The organism is Hymenobacter sp. (genome assembly GCF_036388155.1).
GTDB lineage: Bacteria > Bacteroidota > Bacteroidia > Cytophagales > Hymenobacteraceae > Hymenobacter.
On the sequence record NZ_DASVSI010000121.1, the window covers coordinates 26,302 to 42,160 of the forward strand.

Annotated in this window: 17 protein-coding genes; 6 read left to right on the forward strand and 11 right to left on the reverse strand. The window is 61.3% G+C overall.

From position 1 onward, the window contains the following. Positions 1–51: 51 nt before the first annotated feature. From VF629_RS16395 to VF629_RS16405, 3 genes are all read right to left on the reverse strand, one after another. On the reverse strand, positions 52–2,112 hold the full coding sequence (locus VF629_RS16395) for a prolyl oligopeptidase family serine peptidase (RefSeq protein WP_331059568.1): 2,061 nt from the start codon (positions 2,110–2,112) through the stop codon (positions 52–54). Continuing rightward, complete coding sequence (locus VF629_RS16400; protein WP_331059569.1) at positions 2,090–2,293, reverse strand: hypothetical protein; 204 nt, start codon at positions 2,291–2,293, stop codon at positions 2,090–2,092. The genes VF629_RS16395 and VF629_RS16400 overlap by 23 nt, the downstream gene beginning before the upstream one ends. Before the next feature lie 74 nt (positions 2,294–2,367). Further along, positions 2,368–3,477 carry a hypothetical protein gene (locus VF629_RS16405; protein ID WP_331059570.1) on the reverse strand — a complete coding sequence of 370 codons (1,110 nt, stop codon included), beginning with the start codon at positions 3,475–3,477 and terminating at the stop codon, positions 2,368–2,370. 917 nt (positions 3,478–4,394) lie between these two features. Here VF629_RS16405 and VF629_RS16410 point away from each other — a divergent pair. Further along, positions 4,395–5,063 (forward strand): carboxypeptidase-like regulatory domain-containing protein, encoded by a 669-nt coding sequence (locus VF629_RS16410; protein WP_331059571.1) that lies wholly within the window; start codon positions 4,395–4,397, stop codon positions 5,061–5,063. Between the two features lie 102 nt (positions 5,064–5,165). After that, the gene (locus VF629_RS16415; RefSeq protein ID WP_331059572.1) at positions 5,166–5,546 is read left to right on the forward strand and encodes a hypothetical protein; all 381 of its coding nucleotides are present in this window, start codon (positions 5,166–5,168) and stop codon (positions 5,544–5,546) included. A gap of 94 nt (positions 5,547–5,640) precedes the next feature. Here VF629_RS16415 and VF629_RS16420 read toward each other — a convergent pair whose 3' ends face one another. Continuing rightward, positions 5,641–6,105, reverse strand: a complete 465-nt coding sequence (locus VF629_RS16420) for a hypothetical protein (protein ID WP_331059573.1) — start codon at positions 6,103–6,105, stop codon at positions 5,641–5,643. An 18-nt stretch (positions 6,106–6,123) separates the two neighbouring features. After that, positions 6,124–7,122 carry a sugar phosphate nucleotidyltransferase gene (locus VF629_RS16425; RefSeq protein ID WP_331059574.1) on the reverse strand — a complete coding sequence of 333 codons (999 nt, stop codon included), beginning with the start codon at positions 7,120–7,122 and terminating at the stop codon, positions 6,124–6,126. A gap of 186 nt (positions 7,123–7,308) precedes the next feature. On the opposite strand from VF629_RS16425, the gene VF629_RS16430 reads away from it, so the two are divergent. From VF629_RS16430 to VF629_RS16440, 3 genes are all read left to right on the forward strand, one after another. Beyond that, a complete protein-coding gene (locus VF629_RS16430) occupies positions 7,309–7,887 on the forward strand; it encodes a LemA family protein (protein ID WP_331059575.1) in 579 nt (192 codons plus the stop codon). A 67-nt stretch (positions 7,888–7,954) separates the two neighbouring features. Continuing rightward, entirely contained in the window at positions 7,955–8,413 is a 459-nt protein-coding gene (locus tag VF629_RS16435) for a TPM domain-containing protein (protein WP_331059576.1), read from the forward strand. Further along, positions 8,410–9,270, forward strand: a complete 861-nt coding sequence (locus tag VF629_RS16440; RefSeq protein WP_331059577.1) for a TPM domain-containing protein — start codon at positions 8,410–8,412, stop codon at positions 9,268–9,270. The genes VF629_RS16435 and VF629_RS16440 overlap by 4 nt, the downstream gene beginning before the upstream one ends. Positions 9,271–9,462: 192 nt before the next feature. Here VF629_RS16440 and VF629_RS16445 read toward each other — a convergent pair whose 3' ends face one another. Further along, positions 9,463–10,089 carry a DUF1684 domain-containing protein gene (locus VF629_RS16445; RefSeq protein ID WP_331059578.1) on the reverse strand — a complete coding sequence of 209 codons (627 nt, stop codon included), beginning with the start codon at positions 10,087–10,089 and terminating at the stop codon, positions 9,463–9,465. Between the two features lie 159 nt (positions 10,090–10,248). On the opposite strand from VF629_RS16445, the gene VF629_RS16450 reads away from it, so the two are divergent. Beyond that, on the forward strand, positions 10,249–10,428 hold the full coding sequence (locus VF629_RS16450) for a hypothetical protein (protein ID WP_331059579.1): 180 nt from the start codon (positions 10,249–10,251) through the stop codon (positions 10,426–10,428). A gap of 78 nt (positions 10,429–10,506) precedes the next feature. Here VF629_RS16450 and VF629_RS16455 read toward each other — a convergent pair whose 3' ends face one another. The 5 genes from VF629_RS16455 to VF629_RS16475 all read right to left on the reverse strand — a co-directional run bounded on the left by VF629_RS16455 (position 10,507) and on the right by VF629_RS16475 (position 15,643). Beyond that, positions 10,507–11,163 carry a sterol desaturase family protein gene (locus VF629_RS16455; protein ID WP_331059580.1) on the reverse strand — a complete coding sequence of 219 codons (657 nt, stop codon included), beginning with the start codon at positions 11,161–11,163 and terminating at the stop codon, positions 10,507–10,509. A 69-nt stretch (positions 11,164–11,232) separates the two neighbouring features. Beyond that, positions 11,233–11,805 (reverse strand): shikimate kinase, encoded by a 573-nt coding sequence (locus tag VF629_RS16460; RefSeq protein WP_331059581.1) that lies wholly within the window; start codon positions 11,803–11,805, stop codon positions 11,233–11,235. A gap of 153 nt (positions 11,806–11,958) precedes the next feature. Continuing rightward, entirely contained in the window at positions 11,959–13,017 is a 1,059-nt protein-coding gene (locus tag VF629_RS16465) for an ABC transporter permease (protein ID WP_331059582.1), read from the reverse strand. 98 nt (positions 13,018–13,115) lie between these two features. Further along, the gene (locus VF629_RS16470) at positions 13,116–14,273 is read right to left on the reverse strand and encodes a BT_3928 family protein (protein WP_331059583.1); all 1,158 of its coding nucleotides are present in this window, start codon (positions 14,271–14,273) and stop codon (positions 13,116–13,118) included. A gap of 98 nt (positions 14,274–14,371) precedes the next feature. Then, positions 14,372–15,643: a TPR end-of-group domain-containing protein gene (locus VF629_RS16475; protein WP_331059584.1), complete on the reverse strand. Its 1,272-nt coding sequence runs from the start codon at positions 15,641–15,643 to the stop codon at positions 14,372–14,374. Between the last annotated feature and the right edge of the window lie 216 nt (positions 15,644–15,859).

Sequence of the window (15,859 nt, forward strand, 5' to 3'; positions counted from 1 at the left end):
CCACTGTAAGCCAGCAATACTTCACGAAGGGCATAATCATTGGCGAGAGGTTCACAGCTTCACGGCGGGCGTCACGCCCATGTTGACGTAGCAGAAGCTCCACACGTCGGCCCACTCCTCAATCAGTAGCTTGGTGCTCTTACCGGCGCCGTGGCCGGCGTTCACATCCACTCTAATGAGGGTAGGGTTGGGGCCGGCGTTGGCGGCTTGCAGGGCGGCGGCGTACTTGAAGGAGTGGGCGGGTACCACCCGGTCGTCGTGGTCGGCGGTGGTGATGAGGGTAGCGGGGTAGGCGGTGCCGGGCGTCAGGTTGTGCAGGGGCGAGAACTGGCGCAGGTTTTCGAACTGGGCGGGGTCGTCGGAAGTGCCGTATTCGGGCGCCCAGTTCCAGCCGATGGTGAATTTCTGGTAGCGTAGCATGTCCATCACGCCCACGGCAGGCAAGGCCACTTGGCACAGGTTCGGGCGCTGATTCACTACCGCGCCCACCAGCAGGCCACCGTTCGAGCCACCGGCAATGGCGAGATGTTTGGTGTCGGTGTAGCCAGTGGTTTTGAGATACTCGGCGGCGGCAATGAAGTCGTCGAACACATTTTGCTTGTGCGGCGTCATGCCGGCCTGGTGCCACGCTTCGCCGTACTCGCCGCCTCCGCGCAGGTTGGCTACCGCCAGAATGCCGCCGTTTTCAAGCCACAGCATGCGGGCCACTGAGAAGCTCGGCGTGAGCGACACGTTGAAGCCGCCGTAGGCATAGAGGTACGTCGGGGTTTGGCCATTGCGCTGCACGTCCTTGTGGTGCACAATGAACATGGGAATGGGCGTGCCGTCCTTGCTCGGGTAAAAAACCTGCTCGGTCACGTAGTCCTGCGGATTTACGTCGACGCTTGGGGCCCGAAACACCGTGCTGGTGTTGCTGGCCAGGTCGTACTGGTAAATGGTGGTGGGGTAGGTGAACGACGTGAAGGCGTAGTACACCACGGTGGCATCGCGCCGGCCGCCAAAGCCGCTGGCCGTGCCAATGGCCGGCAGCTGCACTTCGTGCTGAAACTCGCCCTGCTCCGAATACACCCGGACCTGCGAGCTGGCGTCGTGCAGGTAGCCGGCAATGAGGCGACCCCCAACGTGGCTCACGCTTTCGAGCTTGTGCTCGGTTTCGGGCAGCACGTCGTGCCAGTGGGCTTCCTCCGGGTGGCGCGGGTCGATGCGGACCACGCGGTAGCGCGGGGCCTGGTAGTTGGTGTACACCAGCACTTCGCCGCCCACGTTGCCAATCACCGTGTTGTTGAATTCGTACGAGGCCATCAGCGTGGCCCAGCTGTCGGCTTGCGCGGGGTCGGTGAGGTCGCGCACTTGCAGGCGGTTGCCGTCCGAGAGACCGTCGGTGAGGTACAGGACTAGGAACCGCTCGTCTTCGGTGGCGCCCGCAATGCGAAAGCCCAGGGCCATTTCTGGGTTCTCGTACACCAGCTGGTCCTCCGACTGTGGCGTGTTCAGGCGGTGGAAATACACTTTGTGAAACTCGTTCTTGCCCGACAGGTCGTTTTCGCCGGCTTTCGGCGCGTCGTAGCGGCTGTAGTAAAAGCCGTCGCGCACCCACGACGTGCCCGATACTTTCACCCACGTTAACTCCTCGGGCAGCAGCTGCTGGGTAGCGAGGTCCATGATGCGTACCTGGTTCCAGTCGGAGCCGCCGCTGCTGGTGGCGTAGGCCAGGTAGCGGTGGTCGTGGCTGAATTCGATGCCGGCCAATGCGGTGGTGCCCTCGGCCGAAAACTGGTTGGGGTCGAGCAGCACCTGGGGCGCGTCGTCGCCGCGCTGGCGGTAGAGCACGGCTTGGTTTTGCAGCCCGTCGTTCTTGCTGTACACCAGCTCGTCGCCCACTTGTTCGGGCACGCCGTAGCGCTCATAATTCCACATGGCCGTGAGGCGCTCGCGGATGTTGTCCCGAAAGGGAATCTGGCCTAGGTACCCGAAGGTGACCTTGTTTTGCTCGGTGACCCAGGCCGTGGTTTCGGGTGAGTCAAGGTCTTCGAGCCAGCGGTAGGGGTCGGGGATGGCAACGCCGAAATAAGTGTCGGTAACGTCGGATTTAGGGCTGTTCGGGTACTGCACGGCGGGTGGTGTCGGGGAGGGCTAGCCGGTCCTTGCGGGTGGGTTCGGCTTGTTCCGGGGTGGTGGCTTCGGTGAGGGGCTGGCGGCGCGGCAGCGTGTTTTGGGACGGCTGCGTGGTGGCGCGGCAGGCCGTGGCAAGCACCAGCGCCAGCAGCGCCAGCCGACAAGAAGCAGCTTTCATAAGGAACGGATAAAAGGAACGGCCGTTGCCGACGCGAAAGAGCCCGGCGGGCATACGCGCTGGGCTACCGAAAGTTAATCCATCTGCACGTCATCGGCCGTGGGCTTCGACTGCCCTTGGATGGCTGGCGCACCCGTCGGCTGAGGCGCTTGATTATCAACTTCAGTTTCAACCATCGGCTGGGCCGATACTGAGGCCACCAGCTCGGGCAAGTTGCTGCGCAGCCACCGCAATTCCTCGTCTACGCGCTGGCTCACCAAACGCTCCACTTCCAATCGTTGCGCTGAGCTAAGCTGGTCGTTGACTTGAGCGGCCGGCGCCTGAGCGGCCGATGGGTCGGGCGCGGCGGCCAGCACCAAGGCTTCGGCGCGTTTCACGCGGGCCACCGAGTCGGCCACGGCGGCGCTGGTTTCGGCAGCCGCGGCTTGGGCCGCCTGAGCGGCTTGCTTGGCGGTCAGAGTTTCGCGGCGCTGCTGGCGGCGCCACTGGCCCAGCGTCACGCGCAGCATGATGTAAAGCACCAAGCTCAGAATGCCCAGAATGAGTGCCAGCGGCGCCGCAAACCGGTCGAGCAAGCTGCCCGAGTTGGCGGCCTTCCCTGTGGCCGAGTTGCCAGCGGCGTCGCGCTCGGCGGCGGCTTGGGCTTCGGCGGCTTCGGCCGGGCCGAGGGCTACCGCGCCAGTGGCCGTGGTGTCGGGCGTTTCGGGTGTCATAGCGCTGGGCACGTCGCCGAGCGGGGTGCCGCTTTCCACGTAGTTGGTCAGGGCGGTTTCGAGGGCAGCCACGCGCTCCATGCGGGCGGGGTCGCGGCGGCGGGCCGGCGAGCCTTTCAGCTTCGTAACAATGGCTTTGGTTAGCGCGGCCAGGCGGGCCTGGTTGTCCTTCTTGCCTTGGTAGATGTTGCCGCGGCCTTCAATGGGCTGATACAGCAGGCTGTACACGCGCAGGCTGTCGGGCCGAATGCTGGCGGCCAGCGCGTCGAGGTTGCCGGCTTCGCAGCGTACGGTGTTTTTTAGGTTGGGCCGGCCCGCGTCGTCGTACACAAACCGCACCGTGGCGCACCACACCTGCACCTTGGCCTCGTCGAGCGTGGGCTGGCCCAGGGGCGTTTGGGCGCGCAAAGAGCTACTAAACCCCAGTAGCACAACGGCTAGTAGAAAGTGCAAAGCAAGGCGTGAAGTCATGATTACAACGAATTTTACCGGAAAGTACGGCGTTGAACACGACTTTTTATGGCTTTGGGTAATGTCTGTGCCGCCACCTATAAAGCCCGAGATAAGCTCCCCTGAAAGCTTGTGGGGGAAAAGCGTCTTTTCCAAAACGTAGTTACCGGTTGATAGAATCAGTAGAATTCAGGCAGTCAATAGGCAGGCTGACAGTTAAGTATTTTTACCAATTCATAATCGTAGTTACCCAGGATTTACATCTGATAACTGCTTGGCTATTAGACAGTGCTATCTGCTACACTGCTGCTTTTGGTGTAATCTGTGGAATCTTGCTTAAAACGGAAAAGTACAACTTATTTTGTCTTGGCTTAGTGACAGCCGCTTGCCAAGTGGAAGAGGTGGGCGTTGGCATGACTGGCTTTCTGCTTTCGTGCGGGCTTGCTCTGATACCTGTTGATTTAGCACAGGTTCCACGCAACGTCTTTCTCAGGGAGCGCGCAGTAGAAGGAACGCAAACCTGCTCTAAATGAGGTGAAAAAATTGCTGGGGTGGCTCATGAGTGCTGAAGGCACGGTCGCTTCCCAAGATAAGCTGAACAATGCGCGACGCTAATTGAACCGGGCGTGGGAGCGTGCGCAGCGCTGCCGGGCGAAGGCAAAAAGGAACACAAAATGCTGATTGGCAGCGATAAGCTCGTCGCTAGAAATAGTTCTATTTCAGTTGTCGTAAATTTTTCAAAAAAAACGCGGTTTTCGTCGGCTGCTTTTTGGGGTTCATAGGCTCATTATTGGCGTTCAACTAAAACGTCGCCTTTTGTTTAACTTTTATATATAAAATACTCAACAAGTTACCGTAGTATTGCGGTGTTCCAGGCGTTGTTCCGTCGCGCCGTGGGCTTCATGCACATCCACTTATCTTTTTTCAACCCGCATTTTATGAAGCTAACCGCATACCCATTTCACGCCGCCACGGGGGAGCTGCTGCCCGTGTACCGTGACGCTTACTTGAGGGGCGACTTATCGCAGGAAAACACCCGACTGGTTGACGCCTATCTGAAAAACGATGCCGCAAGCGCCGGCCAAACCTGGCAGCGCTTCCACAACATGCAGCAAACCGGCGAGCAAGTGCAGGCCGTTGGCTGGATGCAGCGCCAGCTGACTTTGGCGCGCACTTCGCCCAAGCGGGTGCGCCAACGAGTGGCGGGTTTGGTTGCCATCGCGGCCCTGGCGGGCGGGGCTGTATTTGCCAACACGGGTGCCGACGCCACGGCCGGCGTGGCCGAAGCGCCTGCCGCAACCAGCGCCATGCGCATGGCCACCGTTAGCGGCAGAATTTTGGATGAAAACGGCCGGCCCATAATTGGGGCCACTGTGTTCGAAAAGGGTTCTTCGAGGGGCGTGAGCACCAACGCCAATGGCGAGTACGCCCTAGCGGTGCCCGCCGGCCAAGCCACCACGCTCGCGTATGGCTTTGGTGGATACGTGGACGAGGAAATCAACATAAACGGCCGCGGCAGAACCGTGGAAAACGTGACCCTGGTACCCAATTACGACGCGCCTGCCAAACCTGCCCGCAAAACCAAACGCTGGTTCTGGTTCAACTAATCCGTCGGGCCGTGGTGCTGACGACGGCTCTATTCATTGGCCGTAGACGCACCACGTGCTTGTTTTCTTATTCGCTTCTTTCATATCAGTACAAATTTTCTAGTGGCTTACTCAACTAATTCTCCCGCCGGCCAAGCCGTGCAAAACATCATCAACGACTTACCGCAGTTGCTGGCCGTGGCCATTGTTGAGGTGCAGTCGGGCATGTGCTTGGCGTCGCACTCGAACTCGCCGAGCTTCAACCCGGAAACGGCAGCTGCCTACAACACCGAAGTGGTGAAGCAGAAGCAGAAGGCCATGTCGGCCCTCAAGCTCAGCGGCGAAAAGATTGATGACATCCTCATCAGCCTCACAAACCAGCTGCACCTGATTAACTTGCTCGACGACGGCAAAAAATTCATCTACCTGGCCGTCAACGCCCGCGACACCAACCTGGCCATTGCCCGCGACGTGCTCCGCCAGCAAGTCGATTTGCTCAAATAGCGTCCGCTGAGACGTATTTGCTTGCCTGCTTACAACCACAAAAGTCACTCCGTTAGGGGTGACTTTTGTGGTTGTAAGCAGGCAATTTGCGGTTTTAGGTGGCTGCTTCGGCGGCCTTGGCCTGCATCACGGCGCGGGCCAAGGCCAGGTTGGTGTCGCGCGTGCTCACCATGAGGTGCACGAAATGGCGCTGGCCGGGCAGCAGGCGCAACACGTGCCACTGGCTGCTCAGCGTTATGAGAATGTCCTCGATGGCTTCCTCCGAGGCCAAGCCCATGGCCTGCAGGGCCAGTTGTTTCTGCTTGATGACTTCGGCGTTGTAGGCAGCGGCTTTGGCGGGGTTCGACTTGCCCGTGACATGGTGCGTGGCCAGCAGCTCGCCCGAGCGAAGCTCCACCACCGACACGGCCAGCAGTTCGGGCAACTCCCGCAGAATGCCGCCGAGCAGGGCCCCAAAGCGGGCCTTTTGGCCCGCCCCAACCGAGCGGGCATAGGTTATTTTTGGCAAAATGGGGTCGGTGTTGTCGTCAGTGAAGCGGGAAAGGAACGGTATTTTCATTGAGCGATATAAGCAAAGTTAACTATAATCAATCTCGGTATTGTCCCCGATGTTGAGGGAGTGGTTCATGCCGCGGAACGAGGCGTCGGAGCCCACGATGCAGTCGTGCATCACGGCCGAGCGCAGCTCGGAGTAGCTGCCAATGATGGAGTCGCTGAGGATGGTGTTTTGAATGATGGTTTTGTCGCCGATGGCCACGTTGGGGCCGATGATGGACTGCGAAATTCGACAGCCCCGGCCGATGCTGACCGGCGGGATAATCACGGCGTCGGGAAACTCGGAGTAGTCGCGGCCTTCCAAAAACTCGGCCGTGTTGAGCAAGCGGGCATTCGCTTCGAGCAGGGTTTCCTTGCGGCCGCAGTCAAACCAGTTGTCCACCGAAGCCGTGGTCATCACTTCGCCTTCCTCAATCATGTGCATGAGCGCGTCGGTGAGCTGGAACTCGCCGTGGGTTTTCACGTCGGTTTCGCGCAGCCACTCCAACGCCTGGGCCAGCTTTTCGGGGTAGGCCAGCTTGTAGAGGCCCACCATGGCGTAGTTCGACTTCGGAATCTTGGGTTTCTCCACCACCTTGCTCACGCGGCCGTTGGCCGTTTCCACCAGCCCAAACATGCTGGGCGTTTTCACCTCCTTCACGGCCAGCACCGAGCCGGGCGTGGCCAGCAGCGCGGGCAGGTCCACGTCCACAATGGTGTCGCCGAGCAGGATGAGGACGCCGTCGGGGTCGTGGCGGAACTCCTCGCGGGCCAGCCACAGCGCGTGGCCCAGGCCCTCGCGCGGCTCCTGCACCACAAAGGTGGCTTGCAGGTCGGGGTAGTGGCGCCGCACGTAGCGCACAATTTTGTCGCCGAGGTAGCCCACGATGAACACAAACTCCGTCAGGCCGGCCCCGGTGAGGCGGTCGATGATGTGGCCCAAAATGGTGTTGCCGGCCACCGGAACCAAGCTTTTGGGCTGGGTGTGGGTGTGGGGGCGCAGGCGCGAGCCAATGCCGGCGACGGGAATAACAGCTTTCATTGCGCGGGGCTGTAATGAAGAATGTTGGAAGACGATAGTAAGAAGGCACTTGGTGCCGCAGTGCAGCAAGCTACAACTAGTAAGCCCAAGCTACGTACTTTGCGCCAAGCCGGAACCAAACCGGCGCAGCGGCCGGAGGTTTTGGCCGCAGTACCCTTCACGCTTCACCCATTCTCTTTTTTCAACATGAAACGCTTTCTTCTTTATTTCGTGGGCCTGGCCCTGTTGCTCACTCAGTCGTCGTGCGGCTTCAACGCCATGACGCAGAAAGAGCAGGCCGTGAAAGGCCAGTGGGCCAACGTGCAGAGCGCCTACCAACGCCGCGCCGACCTCATCCCGAACCTGGTGAACACGGTGAAAGGCGCCGCCAAGCAGGAGCAAGCCACCCTCACGGCCGTCATCGAAGCCCGGGCCAAAGCCACCAGCGTGCAACTCAACGCCGACCAGCTCACGCCCGAAAACATCGAGAAATTCCAGGCCGCCCAAAGCCAGCTTTCTTCGGGATTGGGCCGTTTGTTGGCCGTTTCGGAAAACTACCCCGAGTTGAAAACCAACGCCAACTTCCAGGAGCTGCAAGCCCAGATTGAGGGCACCGAAAACCGCATCAACGTGGAGCGCAACAAGTTCAATGCCGTGACCAACGACTACAACGGCACGGTGAAGTCCTTCCCCAACAACCTGTTTGCCAAGATGTACGGTTTTGCTGAGAAGCCTTACTTCGAAGCCGACCCCGCCGCCAGCAAGGCGCCCACTGTGCAGTTTTAAGACATTCGATAGCCCGTCATGCCGAGCTCAGGCGAAGCATGACAGGCTGTTTGTCAAGGCTTAATCTATGACTTCCCCACTCACTCCCGCTCAGGACGAGGCCTTGGTGGCTGCCATTCGGCAGGCCGAAACCACGACGTCGGGCGAAATTCGGGTGCACCTTGAAGACACGTGCCCCACGCCCGAGCCGCTGGACCGCGCCGCCCAGGTATTTGCCGAGCTCAACATGCACAAAACGGCCGCCCGCAACGGCGTGCTGTTTTACATGGCGTGGAAAAGCCGGCAGTTTGCCGTCATCGGCGACGCGGCCATCAACTCGGCCGTGCCCGACGACTTCTGGGAAACCACCAAGGAAACCGTGCTGGAACAGTTTCGCCACGACAACTACGTGCTGGGCCTGGAGCGCGGCATCAAGATGGTGGGCGAGCAATTGAAGCGCTACTTCCCCTACGACCGTGCCACCGACCAGAACGAGCTGGACGATACCATTTCTTTCGGCGGCCCCAAGCCGTCTTCCGACGCATGAAAATTTCCGTGGCTAACGCCTGGGTGTTGAAGCCACTTCGCCCCGCGGCCCGCGCATGGGCGGCGCGTTCGGGTTGGCCGTTGCTGCTGGCCCTGCTGTGGCTGCTGCCCATGGTTGGCGCTTGGGCGCAGTCCCTGCCGCCGCGCCCCAACCCGCCGCGCTTAGTGAACGACCTAGCCGGCCTCATGCAGCCCGGCGAGGCCGAGCAGCTGGAGCGCAAGCTCGTGGCTTACGACGACAGCACGTCGTCGCAAATAGCGGTGGTGACGGTGGCCACCCTCGACGGGGCCGAAATAGCCGACTACGCCCAGCAGCTCTACGAGAACTGGGGCATCGGCCGCAAGGGTTCGAACAACGGCATTCTGGTGCTGGTGGCCAAGCAGGAAAAGGTGGCCCGCATCCAAACCGGCTACGGCCTGGAGGGCGCCGTGCCCGACGCCATCGCCAAGCGCATCATCAGCAACACGCTGGTGCCCGCCTTCCAGCAGAACCAGTACTACGCCGGCCTCGACCGCGCCACCGACCAGCTCATTGCCCTCGCCAAGGGCGAATACAAAGCCGACCCCGCCGACGCCCGGCCCCGGCCCCGGCGTGACCGGGGCGGTTCGGGCCCGCCGTTCTGGCTCATTATCGCCATTCTGGTGCTCGTCTTTTTCTTCCTCAGCCGGCGCGGCGGCGGTGGAGGCCGCGGCAACCGCGGCTTTGGCGGCGGGTTCGTGCCACCCATCATCTTCGGTGGTGGTGGCTTCGGAGGCGGCTTTGGCGGCGGAGGCGGTGGCTTCGGAGGTGGCGGTGGTGGCTTCGGCGGCTTTGGTGGTGGCAGCAGCGGCGGCGGCGGCGCCAGCGGCAACTGGTAGAAACTGCTCGCCGTCTCGTCATTGCGAGCGCAGCGCAGCAATCCGTCCTGGTCTCAGCGACTAGCCTTTCACTGTGATACCCTTTTATTAAAAAGCCCCAGCACTGCGCAGTGCTGGGGCTTTTCACGTTTGAGGGCTGCTCACTGAGACCAGGACGGATTGCTGCGCTGCGCTCGCAATGACAGCCGTTGCCTAATGGTCGCTGCGCACACCGGCGGGAATGGCCACGGCCAGCCGGTTTTCGGCGGGCGGCACGGGGCAGGAATAGCCGTGATTGTAGGCGCATAACGGGTTATAAGCGCGGTTGAAGTCAACCAGCAGGGTGGTGCTGCCGGCTGGCGGAATTCGCAAGTCGATGAAGCGGCCGCCGCCGTAGCTGCCGTGGCCGTTGGTGAGGTCTGCGAAGGGCAGGAACAGGTAGTCGGCAAGGTCGGGGCCCTTCAGTGGGTCCACGCTCTGGTACACGCTCAGGCGCTGCGGCTGGCCTTGCAGCTCAAAGCGCAACTCGCCGTATTTCCGGTAGAGCGGGCGCCGGCTGGTGCTGGTTTCCATGGCAAAGGGCTGCGAGGTGGAGTCGCGCACGAAAGTGGCTTCCACGTAGTAGGCGTAGTCGGTGGGGTAGAAGGGCAAGGTCTTAAATGCGCGCCGCTCGGCCGGCGTAAGCGGCGTCTCTTTCGGGTTCTTGAATTCCTTGTTTATCGTTTCCTGAAACTCTGCCACGCTTCGCTGGTGCGCGGCTGCATCCAGGCGGGGCGTCTGAGCCCGCAAAGTGAGGTTTCCCACAAGCAGGACGAGGGCAAAAAGCAAGAACTTCTTCATGTCCCAAAGCTAGGGAGCCAGCCGCCACTGCCGCGCCAGTCTCCTGGCGGCCCCGGCGTGCCAGCGCTCAACCTTTTGCGCGTGGCCTCAGTATCAGCAGGTATTCCGCGGTGCTAGCGCTGCTGGGAATTTCCTCCACCCTTCCTTTCCCTCAATGCCATGAATGCTTCCCGCATCTCTCTGTTTGTCTTTCTTCTGGCCCTGGCCACCACGCTAACGGGCTGTGACGCCATCGGCAGCATCTTCAAAGCCGGCGCTTACACGGGCATCATTGCCGTGTTCATTATCGTGTTCCTGCTGTGGTTCATCGTGCGCAAAATGCGTGGCCCCCGCGTGTAGGCACTAGCCATCAACACCAACAAAAAAAGCGCGGCTCCGATGCGGGGCCGCGCTTTTTTTGTTGGTGTTTCAGAAGGTTTACGAAGCCGAGGGCTCTTCCACTTTCGTCTTGGGCATGGTGCCGATGATGTGGTCCCAGAGGGTGCTGCTCACGCCAAACGCCACCTCGTCTTGCCGATAGTGATGCTGGCTGTGGTGCGTCCACCACACTTTCAGGAAGTTTTTGGGTGGCGCGTAGGCGTGAATGGCGTAGTGCACAAACAGGTACATGGCGTAGCCAAACGTGAAGCCCGAAAGCAGCCCAAACGCGTAGGAGCCAAAGCTGAAGCGGAAGATGAAAAACAGCAGCGAGGCCACAAACACCGTCACGATGGGTGGCATGGCCAGCCGGGTTTTGTCTTTGGGGTACTCGTGGTGCACGCCGTGCAGGGTATACTGAAACTTGGCCCGGCCCGGCGTGGTGGCCGGAATGTGGTACAAGTAGCGGTGCACGGCGTATTCAGCGTAGGTAAAAGCCAGTAAGCCCACCAAAAACAGCCCCAGCGCCGACAAGCCCGACATGAAGCCGTGGGTGAGGCCGTAGTACAGGCTCAGGGCCGCCGTGGCCAAGAAAATGCTCACCGGCAACGCAATGTGCGTGTGCGAGAGCCGCTCCAGCACGGGGTTCTGGAACAGCTGGGCCGAGCCTTTGTGCTTGGGGCGCACCGGCGCCGGTGCGGCGGCGGGAGCGGGCATAACGTCTGGTTCTTTGGGAGATACGGACTGCATAGGGCTAGCTAACGACGAACGGTGTAAAGCGCAAAATTACGACGCGGGGGGCAATGTAGGGGGCAACGCAAAACCCGCGCCAGCCAACTGGGCCACCACGGCGGGCAGCGTGCACGCCGCCGAGCACCGCAACCGCGCCTGGGCATAAAACTTCAACCGGGCCCTTAGGGTTTCGCGCAACCACGCTTCGGCGCCCCCTGCGGCGGCCATGAGGGGGCGTTTGGCTACTTCGGCGGCCGGCAAGCGTGCGGCCAAGGCCTCCACCGGCACGTCGAGCCAGAGCGTGGGGCCCGCGCGGTTGAGCAGGGTCATGTTGTCGTGAAAGCAAGGCGTGCCGCCTCCGGTGGCCAGCACCAGCGGCGGGCCAGGGTGCGCCAACGCCTCGCGCAGCACCGCCGCCTCCACCGCCCGAAAGCCAGCTTCCCCCTCCGCCGCAAAAATCTCCGAAACGCTCCGCCCGGTGCGGGCCTCGATGGTGGCGTCCAAGTCCAGAAACGGACGGTTGAAATGGGCCGCCAGCTGCCGGCCCAGCGTGGTTTTGCCGGAGCCGGGCAAGCCTACCAAGCTCAAGTGGCCCGAGCCGCCGGGCGGAAATAGAGATTGTTGCACTGTTTGTCTACCGGTCAATGATTCAAATGAACGTCATGCCGAGCGCAGCCGAGGCATCTCGTGTGTGGTAGTAACTCTTTCCTTGCGATTGGATTACTGCCCCGAGCGAGATGCCTCGGCTCCGCTCGGCATGACGGTATGCCAACGCGGCTTTTAGCCCAGCTTGACGCGCGGGTCGAGCACGGCGTAGAGTACGTCCACCGCAATGTTTATCACCACAAACAGGGCGGCTACAAACAAGGTAGCGCCCATTACCACCGGAAAGTCGAGGTTTTCAACGGCCCGCAGCGTCACCGTGCCCAAGCCTTTCCAGTTGAAGATGTATTCGATGAAAAAGGCGCCGGCCATCAGCGAAGCCAGCCAGCCCGACACGGCCGTCACCACGGGGTTCAGGGCGTTGCGCAGGGCGTGGTGCAGCACGGTGGCGTTCTTGCTCAGGCCCTTGGCGCGCGCCGTCCGGATGTAGTCTTGGCTCAGCACGTCGAGCATGCTGGAGCGGGTGAGCTGCGTGATGATGGCCAGCGGCCGGATGCCTAGCGCCACGGCCGGCAGCAGCAGGTTGCGCAACACCAAGTGGCTCTCGCCCGTGAACGGGTCGGTTTCGTAGAGCTGCCCGGTCAGGCTCAGGCCCGTCCAGTGGCTCCAGTAGAAGCCGAAGGTGACGGCAATGGCAATGGCCGCCACGAATGACGGCACCGAAATGCCCAGCACCGACGTGCTCACCAGCACCCTATCCAGCCACGACTGGGGCCGCAGCGCCGCTGCCACGCCAAACGCCACCCCGCCCACGCTGGCAATGAGCATGGCCGCCAACGCCAGCCACATGGTGCCCGGGAAATAGTCGAGCAGAATGCTCAGCACGTCTTTGTTGCTCTGGAAGGAGCGGCGCAGGTAGGGCGTTTTCAGCACCACGGCCTGCGTGCCCAACGGCAGCAGCGCCACGCCGCCGTAGCGGGCGCGGCCGGCCGAGTCGCGCGGGTGCAGGCCCAGCGGCGACACGTCGTTGAGGTAGCCCGCCAGCCGCGTGGGCAACGGTTTATCGAGGCCCAGGTCGGCGGTAATGGCGGCTTTGGTGGCCAGGTCGGTGCGCTGGCCGGCCAGCAGGGCGGCCGGGTCGCCGGGCAGCACGTTGAACAGCAAAAACACCGTGCACGCCACGCCCACCAGCACAAGCAGGCCCTGGCCCAGGCGGCGAAGAATGAAAGAGAGCATACTTTAGGGTGTGGGGGTGGGAGGGCAAGAGGGTAGGCGGGAGGCCATGAGGACGACAAACTTTTGCCCTCCTACCCCCATACCCTCCTGCCCTAACGCTATTGCATCTTCTCCTCCACCTTCCCAATCGTGGGGATGTCGTGGTAGTGGTATTTCCCTTTGACCACGCCGTCCTTCAGCAGGATGAAGCCGGGGTTGGAGCGAATCATCGACTTGAGGACCGTGGCGTCGGCGTAGTAGAAGGGCACGGCGAAGTTGGCGTTGTGCCGGAACACGTCAAACTCGGCCGGGCTGCTGCTCGTGATGATGAGCGGCGTGATGTTGAGGCGCGACTGCTTGGCGTCGGCGAAGAGCTTGTTTATCAGCGCGTGTCGGTCGCGGTCCGACTTGTCGGTATTTTGCACGATGAGCACCAGCTTGTTGCCGCGCAGCAGCTCCTGGGTATAGTCGCCCTCGTCGCTCCACACGCGGAAGTCGGTGATTTTGGGGCCATCCTCCGGGTTGAGGGCCACCATGCTCTTGTAGGTCCAGGTGGAGTCGGGGTAGGTGGTGAACTCCTGGGTTTGCCCGCCCTTCTCCATGATGTATTTGTAGCGCAGCGGGGCGCTGGCCTTCATCAGCTGGCCAATGTTGTTGCCGATTTTGTAGGGCAGAAAGTCGAAATACGGCAGGTGGCCCAGCGCCCGCACCCCAATGCCGATGGCAATGGCCGAGGCAAAGGTCATGGTCATGATGCCCGTGGTGCCCTGCACGTAAGAGTGGCGCAAAAACCGCTGGTTGAAAAACACGACGAACCAGAGCACCAGCAAAAACACGTCCTTGGCAAACGAAGTCCAGGGCGTGAGCTTGATGAAATCGCCGAAGCAGCCGCAATCCGTCACCTTGTTGAAGGCGGCCGAATAGAACGTGAGGAAGGTGAAAAACACCAGCAGCCCCAGCAGTATCCACAGAATCACGCGCAGGTGCCAGCGCAGCAGCAGCGCCACGCCCAGAATGACTTCGGCCGAGCTCAGAATGATGGAAAGCAGCCGCGAGCTGCTGGCCAGGCTCTTGAACAAGCCGCCCAGCGCGGGCAGGTCGGCGGCAAAAACGTCGAAATATTCCTCCAGCTTCAGGGCCGTGCCCACCGGGTCATTTAGCTTGATGAGCCCGGAGAAAATGAACAACGCCCCCAGCAAAAACCACGCAACGCGCGTGGTGGTGCGCAGCAAATGGGAACCCGGCGCGGGGGCAGAATTAAACTTAATGGTTGACATAAGACAAAGTAAGCCCGTGGCAAACGGCTAGGCAACGCGCAAAGTTTGAATTGGGTGCCGGCCGCGGGGCGAAAACCGCGCGTTGCGTGTCCTGCGGCCTAGCGCTGGGCCAGCGCCGCGTCGTAGCCGCTCTGGGCCAGGAAAGCCTTGGCGTCGCGGATGGACAGGATGGCGGCCAGCGCCTGCTGCTTGTCGGCGGCCTGGTTGTAGTAGGCCTGGCAAATTTTATAGCCCACGTAATAGCCCAGGTCGCAGGGCTTTTCGGGGGTTTCCTGCAAGCCATTGGCCATCCAGTTGCTGGAGTTCGTGCCCAACATTTCTTTCTTGAAATCGGCCCACAGCTCTTTCTCGTGGGCGTTGCCGTAGGGGTGCAGGCGGGCGTTGGTAACGTGGCCGGTCACGAGCTCGGCCACGAAGTCGGCCATGCCTTCGTTCAGGGCGTAGTTGAGCAGCGTGCCGTCTTGCGGGCCCTGGTTGAGGTGCACCAGCTCGTGCACCATCAGCGAGGGCATTTCTGTGACTGGGGCGCAGCGGTTGCGCTGCACCAGGCTCAGCTCGGAGGTATTCGCGCCGGGCCCGTTGGCAACTTGGTCGGCGCCGATGAGCAAGCCGGCGTCCGACACGGTGCCGCCCGACACCCAGCCGCCCACCACGAAGTAGATGTTCTGAAACTTCACGGCCGGGTACAACTCCTGAAACCGCCGAAACGCGGCCACAATCTTGGGCTTCTGGTCGGCCAAAGCCAGCGTGGTGGTTCGAATGGAATTGTAGTACTGCGGACGCCGCAAAATGCGTTTGGTGAAGGTGGCGTCGCTCGCAATTTTGAGCGCGCGGTAGTCCTGCAAGCCCACCGAAGCCTTGTCAAAGTACTGCTTCCGGAAAATAGCCTCCGCGTGTGCGGTGTCGCGCTGGGCCGCGGCGTAGGCCGTCCAGAAATGGTCGAGGTCGGTGGTGACGAGCTTCACGTCTTCGGGTCGCCGAATGATGGTTTTCGCTTGCAGCTTGCGGGCGCGGGCCAGCAGTTTGGGCCACTGCTTGTCGGAGTGCAGCAGCGCGAGGTCCGAGTCGGCGGCAATGTGGTCGGCCTTCACGTAGCCGGCCTCGATGGCGCGACGCAGGTTGTTCAGGGCATTGGGCGCGTCGTTCTGCAGGCCGTAGTAGCAGGCAATGTTGTACAGCGCCGCTGCCTTATAGCTGGGCTTCACGGTGGGCTCCTTCACCACCGCTTGAAACGCCTTAATGGCGGCCGGATAATCTTTTTGTTTGCTGGCTTGCTGGGCGCGCATCAGCAGCGAGTCAGCGCGGGACATGGTTTGGGCCGAGGCCGAGAAAGCGGCAACCCACAGCAGCAGAAAAAGGCAGAGTTTCATGAAGAATAGTGCTGGTTTATGCTAGGAAGATGCATGAACAGGTCAAGCAATTGTCCGAAGATGGCCAAGAATCAGTCTGAATACCAACTGGAGTTTGCCTTGCCGTCTGCCGCACTACTCTACCGTCATGCTGAGCGCAGCCGAAGCATATCGCGTGTGGTAGTGACTCTTTTCTTACGATTGGATTACTGCCCCGAGCGAGATGCTTCGGCTGCG